The organism is Flavobacterium hauense (assembly GCF_054457175.1).
In genome coordinates this window covers 138189-153039 of the sequence record NZ_JBTKVX010000009.1, presented here as the reverse complement: position 1 = coordinate 153039, position 14851 = coordinate 138189, and the positions used below count along the sequence as shown (strand labels likewise).

At 38.3% G+C, this 14851-nt stretch carries 18 protein-coding genes and 1 pseudogene; 5 read left to right on the top strand and 14 right to left on the bottom strand.

The window, feature by feature from the left end; genetic code table 11:
- Positions 1-434: 434 nt before the first annotated feature.
- Positions 435-1670 carry an ABC transporter permease gene (locus ACX0HA_RS08675; RefSeq protein WP_458844872.1) on the bottom strand — a complete coding sequence of 412 codons (1236 nt, stop codon included), beginning with the start codon at positions 1668-1670 and terminating at the stop codon, positions 435-437.
- A 7-nt stretch (positions 1671-1677) separates the two neighbouring features.
- On the opposite strand from ACX0HA_RS08675, the gene ACX0HA_RS08670 reads away from it, so the two are divergent.
- On the top strand, positions 1678-2940 hold the full coding sequence (locus ACX0HA_RS08670) for an exo-beta-N-acetylmuramidase NamZ family protein (protein WP_458844871.1): 1263 nt from the start codon (positions 1678-1680) through the stop codon (positions 2938-2940).
- 94 nt (positions 2941-3034) lie between these two features.
- Positions 3035-3241, top strand: a complete 207-nt coding sequence (locus tag ACX0HA_RS08665; protein ID WP_458844870.1) for a hypothetical protein — start codon at positions 3035-3037, stop codon at positions 3239-3241.
- Here the strand turns inward: ACX0HA_RS08665 and ACX0HA_RS08660 are convergent.
- From ACX0HA_RS08660 to ACX0HA_RS08650, 3 genes are read right to left on the bottom strand one after another with little or no spacing between them, the layout of a single operon-like run.
- Positions 3238-3486 carry a hypothetical protein gene (locus ACX0HA_RS08660; RefSeq protein WP_458844869.1) on the bottom strand — a complete coding sequence of 83 codons (249 nt, stop codon included), beginning with the start codon at positions 3484-3486 and terminating at the stop codon, positions 3238-3240. The two genes, ACX0HA_RS08665 and ACX0HA_RS08660, sit on opposite strands and share 4 nt — an antisense overlap.
- A 5-nt stretch (positions 3487-3491) precedes the next feature.
- Positions 3492-3857, bottom strand: a complete 366-nt coding sequence (locus ACX0HA_RS08655) for a VOC family protein (protein ID WP_458844868.1) — start codon at positions 3855-3857, stop codon at positions 3492-3494.
- Positions 3858-3879: 22 nt separating this feature from the next.
- A complete protein-coding gene (locus ACX0HA_RS08650) occupies positions 3880-4371 on the bottom strand; it encodes a YkgJ family cysteine cluster protein (protein WP_458844867.1) in 492 nt (163 codons plus the stop codon).
- Between the two features lie 42 nt (positions 4372-4413).
- Between ACX0HA_RS08650 and ACX0HA_RS08645 the strand changes: the two genes are divergently transcribed.
- The gene (locus ACX0HA_RS08645; protein ID WP_458844866.1) at positions 4414-5121 is read left to right on the top strand and encodes a class I SAM-dependent methyltransferase; all 708 of its coding nucleotides are present in this window, start codon (positions 4414-4416) and stop codon (positions 5119-5121) included.
- Between the two features lie 47 nt (positions 5122-5168).
- Here ACX0HA_RS08645 and ACX0HA_RS08640 read toward each other — a convergent pair whose 3' ends face one another.
- From ACX0HA_RS08640 to ACX0HA_RS08600, 9 genes are all read right to left on the bottom strand, one after another.
- Complete coding sequence (locus ACX0HA_RS08640) at positions 5169-5576, bottom strand: DUF2059 domain-containing protein (RefSeq protein WP_458844865.1); 408 nt, start codon at positions 5574-5576, stop codon at positions 5169-5171.
- A gap of 9 nt (positions 5577-5585) precedes the next feature.
- On the bottom strand, positions 5586-6218 hold the full coding sequence (locus ACX0HA_RS08635; protein WP_458844864.1) for a 7-carboxy-7-deazaguanine synthase QueE: 633 nt from the start codon (positions 6216-6218) through the stop codon (positions 5586-5588).
- A gap of 102 nt (positions 6219-6320) precedes the next feature.
- A complete protein-coding gene (locus tag ACX0HA_RS08630; protein WP_458844863.1) occupies positions 6321-8015 on the bottom strand; it encodes a tetratricopeptide repeat protein in 1695 nt (564 codons plus the stop codon).
- 45 nt (positions 8016-8060) lie between these two features.
- Complete coding sequence (locus tag ACX0HA_RS08625) at positions 8061-8984, bottom strand: PstS family phosphate ABC transporter substrate-binding protein (RefSeq protein ID WP_458844862.1); 924 nt, start codon at positions 8982-8984, stop codon at positions 8061-8063.
- Between the two features lie 11 nt (positions 8985-8995).
- Positions 8996-9223 (bottom strand): hypothetical protein, encoded by a 228-nt coding sequence (locus ACX0HA_RS08620; RefSeq protein ID WP_458844861.1) that lies wholly within the window; start codon positions 9221-9223, stop codon positions 8996-8998.
- 10 nt (positions 9224-9233) lie between these two features.
- Positions 9234-10055 carry an energy transducer TonB gene (locus ACX0HA_RS08615; RefSeq protein ID WP_458844860.1) on the bottom strand — a complete coding sequence of 274 codons (822 nt, stop codon included), beginning with the start codon at positions 10053-10055 and terminating at the stop codon, positions 9234-9236.
- Positions 10056-10082: 27 nt separating this feature from the next.
- Positions 10083-10640 carry an ExbD/TolR family protein gene (locus ACX0HA_RS08610; RefSeq protein WP_458844859.1) on the bottom strand — a complete coding sequence of 186 codons (558 nt, stop codon included), beginning with the start codon at positions 10638-10640 and terminating at the stop codon, positions 10083-10085.
- Positions 10641-10660: 20 nt separating this feature from the next.
- Entirely contained in the window at positions 10661-11326 is a 666-nt protein-coding gene (locus ACX0HA_RS08605) for an ExbD/TolR family protein (protein WP_458844858.1), read from the bottom strand.
- Between the two features lie 87 nt (positions 11327-11413).
- On the bottom strand, positions 11414-12253 hold the full coding sequence (locus tag ACX0HA_RS08600) for a MotA/TolQ/ExbB proton channel family protein (protein ID WP_458844857.1): 840 nt from the start codon (positions 12251-12253) through the stop codon (positions 11414-11416).
- A 428-nt stretch (positions 12254-12681) separates the two neighbouring features.
- On the opposite strand from ACX0HA_RS08600, the pseudogene ACX0HA_RS08595 reads away from it, so the two are divergent.
- Positions 12682-13029 (top strand): annotated as a pseudogene (locus ACX0HA_RS08595) (DMT family protein); the annotation flags it as partial.
- A gap of 30 nt (positions 13030-13059) precedes the next feature.
- On the opposite strand, the gene ACX0HA_RS08590 reads toward ACX0HA_RS08595, so the two are convergent.
- Positions 13060-14406 (bottom strand): FAD-dependent oxidoreductase, encoded by a 1347-nt coding sequence (locus ACX0HA_RS08590; RefSeq protein WP_458844856.1) that lies wholly within the window; start codon positions 14404-14406, stop codon positions 13060-13062.
- A gap of 183 nt (positions 14407-14589) precedes the next feature.
- Between ACX0HA_RS08590 and ACX0HA_RS08585 the strand changes: the two genes are divergently transcribed.
- Positions 14590-14748: a lmo0937 family membrane protein gene (locus tag ACX0HA_RS08585; RefSeq protein WP_458844855.1), complete on the top strand. Its 159-nt coding sequence runs from the start codon at positions 14590-14592 to the stop codon at positions 14746-14748.
- Positions 14749-14851: the final 103 nt, after the last annotated feature.

Here is a 14851-nt window from a genome sequence, read left to right as displayed (position 1 = left end):
GAATCCCTTTATTCATAAGGGTTAGCCGGTATCAGGATGTCAGTGAACTTCTTCGTTATTGCGAGTGCAAAAGTAGAGCCTTTTTCCGCTTTCACAAACTTTAAACAACCTTTTTTTTACTTTATTTTAACTTTAAAACTTAACTGACTGTTATATTGATATTTGGGAACTAAAGTTTTTGCAGGGTTTTTCGTTCTGCACTACCCAAAACCTGCAAAATCTTTAAAAATCAACTTCCACACAGGCTTCTGATTGAAAAATTAAAAGCGTTAAGCCAGTTTCTTTAACATTTATACCGTGATTGCTGATTAAGCAACTTCTCCTTATATATAGGTATACCATATATAAGGAGTGAAAAACAACACACATACTATATAAGGAGTAATAAAAAAATCCCGGACTAAGCCGGGATGTTATATCATATAGTGTTCGCCTTAATCAAAACGCAACGCTTTCACAGGAGATATCTTTGTAATAATATAAGAGGGAATTAGCAGAAGTGCCACACAAATTACAATTGTACCTATATTAATAAGGAGAATGGCTGGTAAATCTATTGTTACCGGAGCAACTGTTACATAATAATTTTCGGGAGGAAGCTTTATTACACCAAAATACTTTTGGATTAGAAGCAGCCCTATACTTATTACATTACCCCAAAAGAGCCCTTTTATTATTAAGTACGCCGCATTGTACAAAAATATTTTCCTCACGCTCCAGTTAGGGGCGCCTAACGCCTTAAGCATCCCCACCATCTGTGTCCTTTCCAGGATAAGAACCAACAATGCTACAACCATATTGATGGTAGACACTATGACCATGATAATAATAATAACAAGAATGTTGGTGTCGAATAATTTTAGCCACTCGAAAATATTAAAATACTTCTCCTCTATCGTCTGGCTGTTTAGTGTCGAAGGTATTTCGTCGTAAATCTCCTCACCTTTTTCTTTAATCTGCGTAAAGTCATCAATAAAAACCTCAAAAGCACCTACCTGCCCCTCTTTCCATTTATTAATACGCTGTACATGACGAATATCCCCTATCAAATAGGTCGCATCGAATTCCTGAAAACCGGAATTATAAATCCCAACCAGCTTAAACACCCTTAAATTTGGCATTCCGTTACCGCCCTCCTTCATAAAGAAAGTATTAAAAGTATCCCCTACTTTCAGATTAAGCCTGTTGGCCAGGTATTGCGAAAGCAACACTTCGTTATTTAAATTCTGCTTAAGGTCTGGCTTTCTGCCCTCAACAATATATTCTTCAATAACATCCCATTTATATTCTTTACCCACACCTTTAAATACAATTCCTTCAAATGCATCAGCTGTACGAATTATACCAGCCTTTGAGGCTACGGCCTGAACATGCTCTATTCCCTGTACTGTTTTAAACTTTGGATAAAAATTTTGGCGAATGGACAATGGCTCAACGCTAACTTCCGACTCATTATCGTCAAAGTTAGATATGATTACATGACCATTGAAGGCAGATACTTTTTCGCGTATCTTATCCTGAAGTCCAACACCTGTGGCAACCGCAATTATCATCATGATAATCCCGACTGCTATGGCTATAATGGCTATTTTTATTATTGGTGCAGATATACTACTTTTATGGTTCTTTGCAGTAACCAGCCTTCGGGCTATGAAATATTCTAAATTCAACTGACTTATGGTATCTTATTCGTTGTTCAAAAATACATTTTTATTCTCATTTATATTGATGACCGCTTGTGGAAATTCAGTTCCCTCCTCAAATGCATACGCCGGAAACAAAACCCACGAAACAATAGCTTCTGATTCAGTACAAAAAGAAAAAAGTGAAATAATCTCAACTATTGTAACAGGTGCCGAAAATTACAGCAACTACCTTCCGCTCCTTAAAGATAAGCAGGTAGGGATCGTTACCAACCAAACAGGGATAATAACACTCGAAAACAGAACCAAAATTTCGATCGTGGATTTTCTGTTGGTGAAAAAAATCAATATCAAAAAAATATATGCCCCCGAACACGGCTTTCGTGGCACTGCTGATGCAGGAGAACTTATAAAAGACGGCAAGGATACAAAAACGGGACTACCCATTATTTCGCTGTATGGCGATAATAAAAAACCAAAAGCCGATCAATTGAAAGGAATCGACGTTTTGATTTTCGACCTTCAGGATGTGGGCGCGCGATTTTATACTTATATATCATCGCTTCATTATATAATGGAGGCATGCGCCGAACAAAACATCCCTCTGATAGTGTTAGACAGACCTAACCCTAATGGAGGCATTATTGATGGACCTACCTTAGAAAAAGAAAATACAAGTTTTGTTGGGATGCATCCAATCCCTGTACTACATGGTATGACCATAGGCGAATATGCAAAAATGATTAATGGTGAAAAATGGCTGAAAGGCGGAATACAATGCAAGCTTACTGTTATAGCCTGTGCTAACTACAACAGAGACCAGTTCTATCATCTACCGGTTAAGCCTTCTCCCAACCTGCCAAATGACCAAGCCATTAATCTTTATGCAAGCTTATGCTTTTTCGAAGGAACCAATGTGAGCCTGGGGCGTGGAACTGACAAACAATTTCAGATATACGGATCGCCTGATTTACCCAAAACAGGATTTAGCTTTACACCTATGCCTAATGAAGGTGCTAAAGAACCGCCGCTTAAAGGGATTGTTTGCTATGGCGAAGATTTAAGCAAAGCTCCAAAAGTAAAACAACTCGAATTGAAATGGTTGCTAAAAACTTATGAAGAGACGGCAGATAAATCTAAATTTTTTATCCCGTTCTTCTCAAAGCTTGCCGGAACAAAAACATTGCAGCAACAAATCGTCAGCGGAAAGACCGAAGATGAGATACGAAATAGCTGGAGACCGGGATTAGCTAAATTTAAAGCAACAAGAAAAAAGTACCTTATATATGCTGAATAGCACCCGATAAATCTTAATCTTTTTACAAAGTGTTTCAGATTGACATTCTTGTTTTGTAATTTTCAGGTAACAAATAATCTAAAAACCAAAAGCTATGAATATTCCGGAAAAAATAGACAGTATCATACAGTACATTGTAAACTTCATTGAAAAAATGAAAGGTTATGTAGAACATATAATCGACTTTTTTACTGACCTGAAAGATCGTATAGAAGGATTATTAGAATACATCGACGAAAAACTGCACAGCATAACAGATTTTGTGGCTGAATTGAAACACCACGAAGAAGCAGCTGCTTAACGATTTGAACCTTCCCCTTGGGAAGGTTTTTTATTTTTAAGCCCTTTTACAGATCTTACTAATGCCCTGTTTGCAAAATACACCAGCGAAACAATGATAAAAACAGGAATCGTCATAAAAACAATTTCACCTAACTTATCGGCAAAACTGGATTTTACAATTATATTACTGTTGATGAAGAAAAGGCCTAATGCTATTACAAATGAAATAGCAGCCAGAAACATTAGCCTGCGAAAAATTTTCATATTGATTAATCTAATTGTTGTCCAAACTGAAGTAAATACCCATTGTTGTCATAAATAGCAAACTCACGCATGCCATAATCAAAGCTTTCAATCTCATAGCATACCCTGCATTTATCTTTCCAGGCATCCCATAATTTATCTACATCATCTGTTGTTATGTAAAACGAGCCTGTAAAAGCAGGACTATCGAATGGCATGTGTGGGTTAGGGTAAGCAAGCATTATCTCCAGATCATCTTTCTGTAAAGATGCCCAGCCCCAGCTTTCTTCAAATGCTGCACATTCAAAGCCTAAAATGGTAGTATAAAATGTAATGGTTTCACTAAGCTGCCGGGTATGCAACATTGGTTTTAGCGAAGTAAACTTTGACATATCATCTGGATTTGAAGCAAATCTAAACAATTTTCTTTTTCATTTCCTCTACAATATTATAGGCTGCGGGACAAATGGCAACATTTTGCAGGGTGAGATTTGAAATCTGCTGAAATTTCTTTCTGTCAGTGTGTGGAAATTCGCGGCACGCCTTAGGGCGCACATCATAGATCATACAGTAATTCTCATTATCAAGAAAGGTACACGGAACACTTTGCAGCACATAATCCTTATCCTCATCTATACGCAGGTACTGGTCAATAAACTGCTGTGGCTTTTGCCGAAAGTGTTTGGAAATTCTCTCAATGTCGGCTATAGTAAACAGTGGCCCTGTAGTCTTGCAGCAATTAGCGCAGGTAAGGCAGTCCGTTTTTTTAAACTCCTTATCGTGCAGTTCCTGCATAATGTAGTCTAAATTTTTAGGCGCCTTCTTTTTAAGCTTATCAAAAAACTTTTTGTTTTCGTTATGCTTATCTTTGGCAAGCTTAGGAAGCTGCTTTAAAAAGTTTTCCATCACACGTGGCATTTATCAATCATCTCGCAAAAGTATAAAAAAATGAAAGACCTTTTCGGAAAAGCAATATTAGACTATCAAACCGGTAACGCACCCGAAGATTTAATTACCGAAACCTCTATATCCGAAGAAGACGAAATGAGCGTAGCCTATCTTTTCAGGTCATACAAAGAGATGCCAAAACCTGAAAAAAAAGCATTGCAAGCGGCCAAAGGTAAAGTCCTGGATGTAGGCTGCGGAGCAGGAAGTCACTCACTTTACCTGCAAAACGAACAAAATCTTGAAGTCACAGCCATCGATATATCTCCCAACGCCATTGAAGCGTGCAAATTGCGTGGGATAAAAGATGCAAGAGCAATCGATGTCATGGAACTGGAAGGTGAAAAATTTGACACCATCCTTCTGTTGATGAACGGAACAGGAATATTTCAGACATTATCTAAAATTTCGTCCTACCTTCAGAAGTTAAAATCGCTGCTTAACGAAAACGGACAGATACTAATCGACTCATCAGACATCATCTACATGTTTGATGACGATGAAGATGGTGGGAAATGGATACCTTCGCTTGGCTATTATGGAGAAGTTACCTTTACAGTATCATATAAAGATGAAAAGGAAGAACCATTTCCATGGCTGTATATAGATTACAACACACTGCAAAATGCCACCCACACCAATGGCCTCAATTGTGAGCTAATTACCGAAGGTGAGCATTATGATTATTTGGCGCGACTTACACATTTATAAAATACAAAACCCGGGATATCCCGGGTTTTGTATTTTATAAACAGCTATTAACCTCTGTATTTGTTTACCAGCGATTCTATCTGGTTGCCAAAATCTTCAGATAATTTTCCTATTGCCGCTTCAAGCAGCTGCACTTTTTGTACATATTTTTTTCCGGCAGGCGACTCATAAAATTTAACCATCTGCTTAATATCATCATGAGTAAACTCTGTTGTGTAAAAATCCTGCTGTGCTTTTACAAGAGGCACCAGTGCAGCATCAAAATCTTTCTGGAAATCAGCCTGTTTTTCTGCAGGTATTATCGTAAGGATTTCTTTTTTCACAGAATTCATCTGGTCATTAGAACCCGAAATCTCAAGAAGCTTTTTTACATCAGCTTTAAAAGCGTCATTAACCTGAGCTGAACCTAACTGGGCAGCCAGTACAAAAAGGATAATAAAAAGTGTGTTTTTCATCTTTATAGATTATGGTATGTTAAGATATTTATGTGTCTGCAGTGAAACCCTCCATTGAGGATTATTCATTACATAGTCAACAATAAGTGGAGTCATTTCTTCTTTTTTACTCCATTCCGGCTGAAGAAATAATATGGCATTGCCATTTACTTTAGCCGCCTGCTCTTCGGCAAAGATAAAATCGTGCTTATTATGAATGATTACTTTCAGCTCGTGTGCATGGTCATACACGGTTTGGGTAGGCAGTTTTGTCTTTTTGGGTGAAAGCGTAATCCAGTCCCATGTACCTGATAAAGCATAAGCCCCCGACGTTTCAATATGGACATTTAAACCCTGTGCTTTAAGCTTGGCAGTAAGTGGCCCCATATCCCATGTCAGTGGCTCGCCACCTGTAACCACGATTGTTTTGCAGTATTTAGCCGCATTGGCTACTATGGCATCGGTTTCCGTTGGCGGGTGCAATTCAGCATTCCAGCTTTCCTTGACATCACACCAATGACATCCCACATCACATCCGCCAACACGGATGAAGTAAGCGGCTGTACCCGTATGATAGCCTTCTCCCTGAATGGTGTAAAACTCTTCCATTAAGGGCAGCATTTCGCCTTTTTCAACTTGTATTTGTATTTCCTTCTTCAGCATGATATTTCAAACAGGGTGCAAAGATAAGCATTAATCCCCTTATTTTAAGCAAATAAAAAACCGACAGCATAGCCATCGGTTTCTTATAATTATGAAGCTATATTATTTTAAAGACTTTAACTGTCCTTTTACATATTCATCATTAGGGTTCAAAGCAAGTGCTTTGTTGAAGTAATCTGTAGCTTTTACTTTATCTTTTACAGCATAGTAAGCGCCTGCATTAGAGTAAGCATCCAAAAGATTCTTTTGCTGTTTAGTAATTTCAGCCTGTCCTGCAGCATTAACGATTTCTATGTATTTATCATACGATTCTGCCATAGTCTTTAAAGCCTCGTCAGATTGAATATACCTGTTCACTTTAGCCCTGTAAAGGTAAGCATCCTGAGATTTAGGATTAAGCTCAATTACTTTAGCCAAAGCTACATCAGCTTTCTGAAGGTTTTCGATATTACCTTTCTGAGCTTCCGCAGATTTATTCACGTGATCAAAATAAAGTGAATAAGCATAGAAGAAATTATCAGCCATCAGGTTTCTGTTCTCAGGATTGGTTATTGCCACTCCATATACAACAGCCGCCGGACCATAAAGTTTTTGTTTGAAAAGCTTCTGACCAACTGTACCAAATTCGTTTGTGATATTGATATCTGTTTCTGCCGCTTTTTTGATGTTAACGATAGCCTCATCAAAAGCAGCCTGATTTGTAATTATTGAATTCCCTTTTCCGTCATCACCAACACTTGCAGCAAGGTTAGCAAGACCTAAATAAAGGTAATCACGCGCAATGATACGTTTCGGATCTGCCTTAGCGATCCATTCTTTCATAGCTGCAGAACTTTCCGTAAACTTACCATTCTCATAAAGAGAGTAAGCCAGGTAACGCAATATTCTTGGGTTAACTTTATCCATCTGCTGCATTTTCTGAGCCTCTGCTTCAAGCGCTTTATAATCGCCTGTTAACAAAAGGAAATCAGCATGCCTCATACGGGAGTTAAGTGAATAATCTGTAAGCGTCATATACTTTTCGTAGTATGAAAGCGCTTTAGCATTGTACTCATTCTTTTTAGTCGGCTCTGTAACACCCCATATATAATAGGTTTCAGCAAGCTCCCTGTAAACAGGGCCGTAATTTGCATCAGCAGCAACGATAGCATCGAACGCTTTAATAGCTTCAGCGAATGCAACCCTGGTGTTTTTAGTAATTACTGCCATCTGAAGCTTCGCTCTTAACAAGCTTGCATCATACGTCAAAGCACTACGATATGCAGAATATGCTTCATTTTGGTTTCTTTCACCATAATAAGCATCACCAAGACTTAGAAAAGCCTGAGCAGATTTAGCGTCTTTTGCTATAGCTTTATTCAATACAGCAATCGCCTTTTTGAAATCCGGCTTTTCTGAAGAAATATAAGCACGCCCAATATAGATCAATTGTTCAGCATCTCTTTTTCCAAGCTCTTTTTCAACAGCATCAAATTTTGCCTGGGCAGCTGCAGCATTACCACTGTTAAGATCAATATGACCCAAACCAATAGTATTGTACTCCGGATTGTTTTTTACCGCTTTTCCTTTATTGAAATAGATTGCAGCAGAATCCTGCTCCGTCTGTTTCAGGTAAACATCCCCTAAAAGAAAATAGTTCTTTCCTTCATCCGGTGATGATGAGATAAGCGATTTTAATATTGTTTTTGCTTTTTGGTATTGCTCGGCATCAATAGCTTTCTTCGCCTGATTAACATCCTGTGCAGATGCAACCCCAAAAAACAACAATGATAAACCGATAAATTTCAACTCTTTCATTTGTATTATTTTATTATTCTACTTTTTCAAATTCGCTTGAGCTAATTACTCACTTGCTACATTTACTTCTCGTGAAGGCAATTCAACAGGCAATAGCCCTGATTTTAAAATAATGCGTTGTCCTTCAAATGCACCTATGTAAGTTGCAAAACCCATGCCCAAGCCATCACGATTACTGTAATTTAACACATACAGCTTTCTTGTTAAAGGGTATGAACCCGTTGCCAGATTGCTTTGAGTGGGTTTATAGTACTTTTTGACACCTTTGTCAATTTTAACATTATCAACTGCCAAAACGGTAACTCCTGACACAAATTTAGCCATCTTTTGTGTGGGTTCTGACAACCAGTTTACCCCAACAATACCAATGGTACCTGGTGTGTCATGTACATAACGTATAACTTCGTCATTTGTTTTTAACGAATAAACATTTTGTGAAGGAACCTGTTTTACACCTGCAAGTTTCAGAAGCTGCTGCACAGTACTCGAATTAGGATTATCGAAAATCAGCTTTTTAACCCTGTCAGATGATTGCCCTTTCAGAACTTTAAGCACTTCTGCAAGATCTACAACAGTATCTTTCGAAGTTTTATTCGTAATGAATGCAATTGCATCAGTTGCAAACGGTGTAATATGGGGCTCAATGGAACGCTGTTTGAAATAAGTGCTTTCCTTTTCTGTAAGTAATCTTGGCATTACAACTACAGATACCGAATCGCTAAGCAAAGCGTTAACCAAATCGGTTTCTGTCGCATTCACCTGGGTTACATGCGCCCTGTCGTAAACACTATGAAAGACATCAAGAACATCTTCTACAGCAGGCTGAATGGTATTATCCACCATTATTGTAGTCCTGCCTGCAGTTAGGGTTTCTGCAATTTCTTCCTGACCGTTTTTATCAGTTTTACAAGAAATAACAGCAGCGGCGGTTAAAACTGAGACAAAAAATATTTTTAGTGTGTGTTTCATTGTATCGTTTATTACCTGTTTCTCCATAGCCTGACAAACCTGAAAAAAGCATAAGCTATCAACAGTATGCCAAAGGCAATCCTGCCCTTATAGGTAAGCATAATCGGCATGTCTTTCCAGAAAATCAATGTAAGCCCAAGAGCAAAATAAAGCAGAAAGAACACCATACCTAAAACAAACAGAAATCGCTGTAAGAGCGATTTCTGTGTTTGTTCTTGAGATTCTTGTTTTGAAAGCATCTCTTATTACTTATGATTTGATATTAATCGTAATAGGAAGGTTGAAAGAAGCCCTTACCGGTTTTCCGTTCTGGATACCCGGACTCCACTTAGTCTTAACCGACTTAAGTACGCGTTCTGCCTCTTTACCAAGTCCATAACCCGGATCCCTAAGTACTTTAATAGCTGTTAACGTACCATCTTTTTCAACAACGAAAGACACATAGATCTTAGCTGTCATGTTCTGGTCAATTTCAGGAATCCTGAAGTTTTTGTTAACATAAGCAAGGAAAGCCTGTATACCTCCGGGGAAATCAGGCTGAACCTGAAGACCTGCTGAGTTATAAACGGTATTATCCGGAGCTTCAACACCTTTATCAAGGTCACCTGACGGCGTACCGATGTTTACGTCTCCTGTAGGGCTTGCCTCTTTATTCTCACTACCAGGGTTAGCATCTTTAAACTGCTCCTGTTTCGGTGGATCATCCGGCACTTCCTCTTTCTTAACTGCTTCAAGCGGCTTAAGTTTAACCTCTTCAATCAGCGATTTAGGAGCCTGCTTTACCTCTACCGGTGGTGGAGGTGGCGGTAACTCTTCTACCGGTGGTGGTGGGATATCGATAACCTCGATAACTTTAACCTCTTCTTTATCGGCTTTAGCAACAAGATCACCCATTGCATCATATATGATAGGTGTTGCCACAAGCACAGAAAACAGTGCTGCGCCTATTAGAAAAGACTTAACCGTAGTTTTAGGATTCTCTGAGCGTAACTGATATGCACCATACTGCTTATTACGGCCTTCAAAAACAAGGTCGGTCCATGCAGTACTGAATATATTTAATTTTGACATAATAGTAAATTTTAGATTGAAACAGGATTAATACAAACCACTTTGTTTCAACAGGTCAATTTCAGCCGGTGTAATATCTCCAATAGCCGATAACTGTGGTTTTGTTATTGCCATTTCATCCAGAATATCAACAAGGTTACGGTACGAAGCCTTATCACTTGCCTTGATATTTACAATAAGTCCCTGATCAGGCTTGCCTTCACGTTTTGATATTTCTTTACCGATAGCTACTTGTTTTAAAAGCGCTACCCTGATGCCATTTTTACCAAAAGTAGTTTCAGTTGGAGCTTCAACAGGGCTTTCGAATTTACCCCTGTACCACATTACTTTATTATCTTTACCTATAAGGATTGTCATAAGTTTACTCTCATCAACCTTTGTAGGCGGAGTGCTTGTATCTTTTTTATCCGGCATCGGCAAATCAATAGCCTGTTTTTTTGACAGGCTGGTGGTAAGCATGAAGAACGTAATAAGAAGGAAAGCCAAATCCACCATCGCTGTTAAGTCAACACCGGGATTCGATTTCTTGCTTCTTACCTTGCCGCCTTTCTTGCCGCCACCGTCGCCGGTATTTAATTCTGCCATTTTATATTGTTTTTATAAAATTAAAAATTTTCGTCTCTAAGATTGGTTACAAGGAAGAACTTATTCTTGTCCTGAGCCTGTAGGATATCCATAACCTTTTTGATTGTAGGATATTCTTCTTTACCATCTCCTTTAATAGCTATCTGTAAGTCGCCGGTTTTAGCAAATTTATCCTGGTCAATTTTACCTTCGGTCAATTCTGCATCCCTAAGCGTCTTGTTAGCCATCCTTGCTTCCTTAACCCAATCAAACAGCTGGCTGCTTGTTGAATCTGCATAAGGAATACCTTTCTGAAGTTCCGGCCTGTTCCTCTCGTCAACACTTAACTTTAGAAGACCTTTAAGCTCATTAAGCGGCACACCGAAACCCTCCATAGTAGAGAATTTTTTATATTCTTCTTCGGTAAAGGCGATATTATATTTAGCAGAGATACGCTTAAGCGCTTCTCTTCTTACATCAGCTCCGGGTATAGTAAGGAATACCTGCCCGTCTCCAACAGTAAGCACAGCTACACCTTCTTCCGGCAGCTTCACCTCTACAGTAGATGCAGGAGCATCAACCACTTTAGGTTCCGGCTGCTTAGCAGTAGCTGTCATAATAAAGAACGAAAGCAGTAGGAATGCCACGTCACACATCGCGGTCATGTCAATCCTGGTGCTCTTCTTTGATATTTTAACTTTAGCCATTATTGATTTTATTAGCTATGGTAACTTTGAAAGCACACTATAATGTGCTTTCAAATTCCATATATATTGTTATACTTCTACTATTGATTATGCCTGGTTAGCACGAGATCTGAATCTTCTGTACGTTTGTACAATTGTGAAGCCAGCCTCATCAATAGAGTAAGTAAGTTTGTCAATTTTAGACGTAAAGATGTTGTAAGCGATAATTGAAAGTGCAGAAGTACCAATACCTGTAGCAGTGTTGATAAGTGCTTCAGAGATACCGTTTGCAAGCTGAGCTGAATCCGGAGTAGAACCTGCACCAAGAGCAGAGAACGCCTTGATCATACCTGTTACTGTTCCTAATAGACCCATTAGCGTACCAACTGATACTAGTGTAGAGATGATAACAAGGTTTTTCTCAAGCATTGGCATCTCAAGTGATGTAGCCTGCTCGATTTCCTGCTGGATAGCAGCTTCAGCTCTTTCGCTGTCAAAACCTTCTCTTTTAACCTCTTCGTATTTTAATAAACCTGCTTTTACAACATTAGCCACAGTACCTTGTTGTTTATCACACTCAGCCATTGCTTCGTTGATGTTACCGTTAGAGATTTGCGACTGAACTTTTCTTAGGAAAGATTCAACATTACCTTTACCAGACGCTTTGCTGATAACGAAGAAACGCTCAAATGAAAACACTACCGACATAAGTAGAAGACCCATAAGTACAGGTACTACAAATCCACCTTTATATACCATTGCAAGGTAGTTACCAGGTAGTGGGTGACCTGCAGGATTGTTATCCTGAAAGTTCGAAGGTGCTCCCATTACAAATTCCCACACAAGGTATCCAACTACAAAACATAATGCCATCGCTATACCAGCGAACATATTAGACCCTTTAGATTCTTCCTTTTTCTCAACCTTCTGAATAGATGCGTTTGCCATTTTTTTTAAAAATTTAGTTTTCTGATTTTTTAATAATAGTTTCTTATTGTTAAAATTTTCTTTGTATAAGATTGGCAAATTTATATCATTAAGGCATAAAAAAAAATAAAATGGTTTTTTTTATCAATTCTTAACAATAATTTATTGCAAAGATAAACTTCAGGAAACCCTCTGTTTACATAATTTACCTATATATTATCTATTTTTCCAAAGTCAAAGCTATTATTAATTGTTAAATATTTGAAATTAATATAGATTAGGTATAAATAACACAAATCTTTCGTGTTTATTGTGCAATCATCCTAATTTAATCGATTATGCTATTTTGCGTTATATTTTTAAATATAACGCAGGTATAAATATCGGATTTATAGTATTTTTATGGTAATAAATCGATTTAGCTCCTATTAAAAAGTCATTTTAACCATATGAAAGCCATCACAACAATCGGATTATTGATTTTTGCCAACATTTTCATGACATTTGCCTGGTATGGCCATCTGAAATTCAAAGAATTAAAGTGGTTCGAGAACCTGGGCATCATAGCTATAATATTCATTAGCTGGGGACTGGCACTATTTGAGTATTTTTTTCAGGTGCCCGCAAATAAAATTGGTTACAAAGAAAACGGAGGGCCATTTACCCTGATGCAGCTCAAGGTTATTCAGGAAGTAATCACCCTTGTGGTCTTCACTATATTCTCAGTACTTTTCTTTAAGAATGAAACTTTAAAATGGAACCCCGCAGTAGGATTTACATTCCTGGTACTTGCAGTCTACTTTATATTTAAAAATGACAGCTATATATTAAGGAGTCTTCAGCAGTTCCAGAATATTATTTTCTACTTCAGTACTTTCCCATTTGTTTTCAATATCCGGAAAAAGCATCACTTCATCCATAATAGCCTTTTGACGGTCGCCAATGGCCAGCGCCTCGGCATATGGCCTAAAACTGAAAGTCACCCTGCTGTAGAGGGGAAGCCATTTGTCAGGGTGTTTTTCTGAAAAATGCTTTTCGATTTTCTTTTGCAGATGAAATTTGGCATCGGCTGTTTTAGAGCGCATCTCCATAAAGTTACGGTAAGAAAGCTCAGCAATAGCATCTGCATTAGGCTTGCGGCTTTTTTGGTATTCATCAAAAATAGTAGTCCAGTCATCGCCATACTGCTGCATCAGCTGATTCAGTATGGTGATATCTTCAAACCCGGCATTCATACCGTGCCCATAAAAAGGAACAATAGCGTGGGCGGCATCGCCTATCAGCGCAACTTTATCTTCAAATGTCCACGGATAGCACTTCATGGTAACAAGAGTACTTGTAGGATTCCTGAAAAAATCTTCCACAAGATTTGGAATTACTTCTACTGTAGAAGGGAAATGTGTAGCAAAAAAAGATTCAAGTGTCTCCTTATCCTTTAACGACTCAAAAGAGTTCTCACCTTCAAAAGGCATGAATAAGGTACAGGTAAAACTTCCGTCAAGATTAGGCAGCGCAATAAGCATAAAATCCTGTCGCGGCCATATATGTAGTGAATTTTTATCGAGTTTATGTGTACCGTCAGGATTTGCAGGTATATTAAGTTCTTTATAACCTGTATTAAGGAACTCCTGTGAGTAGTTGAACATATTCTGGCGCTGCATCCTGTGACGTATCCTTGAAAACGCACCATCAGCACCAAAGACCATATCATATTTCAAATCATCCCACGGTCCCTGTTCGGTTTCGCCGGTATGAAGTGTTGCATCAGCCAGGGAAACATCCCACACCCTGCTTTCAAAAAAGAACTCCACTCCTTCTGCCTCAGCCAGTGTTACCATCTGCCTGTTCAGCACACCACGTGATATAGAATAAATACTTTCACCTTTATTACCGTAATGCTGGTAATTTAAAGGCTGCCCTACAAGATGGATCGCTCTTTTTTCCATTGGGATGGCGATCTTTCTGATCTCATCACCAAGACCAACCTCGTCGAGTGCACGCCAGCCACGGTTAGACATGGCAAGGTTAATGGATCGCCCGGAAAAACGGACTGTTCTGATGTCAGGGCTGCGATCGTAAACATGTACTGAATGGCCTGCCCTTTTTAGGTATATTGCCAGTAAAGATCCTACTAAACCTGAACCTACTACTGCAATTTTTAATGGAGTTTGCATGCAAATTATTCTATAACTACACAAAAATACTTAATTAAAACTAGTACACTCCTGTTTTTAATCATTTTATTTGTCCGCTGGTTTTATTAAGAAATTTTTGGCTATTAAAGGATTCTTAATTAATTAACTCTCCTGATATTAATGAAGTAATTTTATCTCACTAACTAATTTAATATATACATCATGAGAGATTTAATCTGGTTAATCGTAGTGATCCTTCTTATAGGATGGGCAGTAGGCTATTTTGGATTTGGTCAGGCAGTAGGCAGCCTTATCCACATATTATTAGTCCTTGCAATTATCGGAATACTTTACAGGCTGGCAACAGGCAGCAGGCCATAAACAACGGCATCACCTAAAGTAACGAAAAAAAATAAGTACCCTCATTATGAGGGTTTCTTTATTTAGTCTGATTTCATTATCCCGAAAAACATTTTTATTTAAG

Bases quoted from the DNA above. Each gene is read 5' to 3' on its own strand.
- ACX0HA_RS08670 (WP_458844871.1), top strand. From the start codon at position 1,678: ATGGTATCTTATTCGTTGTTCAAAAATACATTTTTATTCTCATTTATA.
- ACX0HA_RS08665 (WP_458844870.1), top strand. From the start codon at position 3,035: ATGAATATTCCGGAAAAAATAGACAGTATCATACAGTACATTGTAAAC.
- ACX0HA_RS08660 (WP_458844869.1), bottom strand. From the start codon at position 3,486: ATGAAAATTTTTCGCAGGCTAATGTTTCTGGCTGCTATTTCATTTGTA.
- ACX0HA_RS08655 (WP_458844868.1), bottom strand. From the start codon at position 3,857: ATGTCAAAGTTTACTTCGCTAAAACCAATGTTGCATACCCGGCAGCTT.
- ACX0HA_RS08650 (WP_458844867.1), bottom strand. From the start codon at position 4,371: ATGGAAAACTTTTTAAAGCAGCTTCCTAAGCTTGCCAAAGATAAGCAT.
- ACX0HA_RS08645 (WP_458844866.1), top strand. From the start codon at position 4,414: ATGAAAGACCTTTTCGGAAAAGCAATATTAGACTATCAAACCGGTAAC.
- ACX0HA_RS08640 (WP_458844865.1), bottom strand. From the start codon at position 5,576: ATGAAAAACACACTTTTTATTATCCTTTTTGTACTGGCTGCCCAGTTA.
- ACX0HA_RS08635 (WP_458844864.1), bottom strand. From the start codon at position 6,218: ATGCTGAAGAAGGAAATACAAATACAAGTTGAAAAAGGCGAAATGCTG.
- ACX0HA_RS08630 (WP_458844863.1), bottom strand. From the start codon at position 8,015: ATGAAAGAGTTGAAATTTATCGGTTTATCATTGTTGTTTTTTGGGGTT.
- ACX0HA_RS08625 (WP_458844862.1), bottom strand. From the start codon at position 8,984: ATGAAACACACACTAAAAATATTTTTTGTCTCAGTTTTAACCGCCGCT.
- ACX0HA_RS08620 (WP_458844861.1), bottom strand. From the start codon at position 9,223: ATGCTTTCAAAACAAGAATCTCAAGAACAAACACAGAAATCGCTCTTA.
- ACX0HA_RS08615 (WP_458844860.1), bottom strand. From the start codon at position 10,055: ATGTCAAAATTAAATATATTCAGTACTGCATGGACCGACCTTGTTTTT.
- ACX0HA_RS08610 (WP_458844859.1), bottom strand. From the start codon at position 10,640: ATGGCAGAATTAAATACCGGCGACGGTGGCGGCAAGAAAGGCGGCAAG.
- ACX0HA_RS08605 (WP_458844858.1), bottom strand. From the start codon at position 11,326: ATGGCTAAAGTTAAAATATCAAAGAAGAGCACCAGGATTGACATGACC.
- ACX0HA_RS08600 (WP_458844857.1), bottom strand. From the start codon at position 12,253: ATGGCAAACGCATCTATTCAGAAGGTTGAGAAAAAGGAAGAATCTAAA.
- ACX0HA_RS08590 (WP_458844856.1), bottom strand. From the start codon at position 14,406: ATGCAAACTCCATTAAAAATTGCAGTAGTAGGTTCAGGTTTAGTAGGA.
- ACX0HA_RS08585 (WP_458844855.1), top strand. From the start codon at position 14,590: ATGAGAGATTTAATCTGGTTAATCGTAGTGATCCTTCTTATAGGATGG.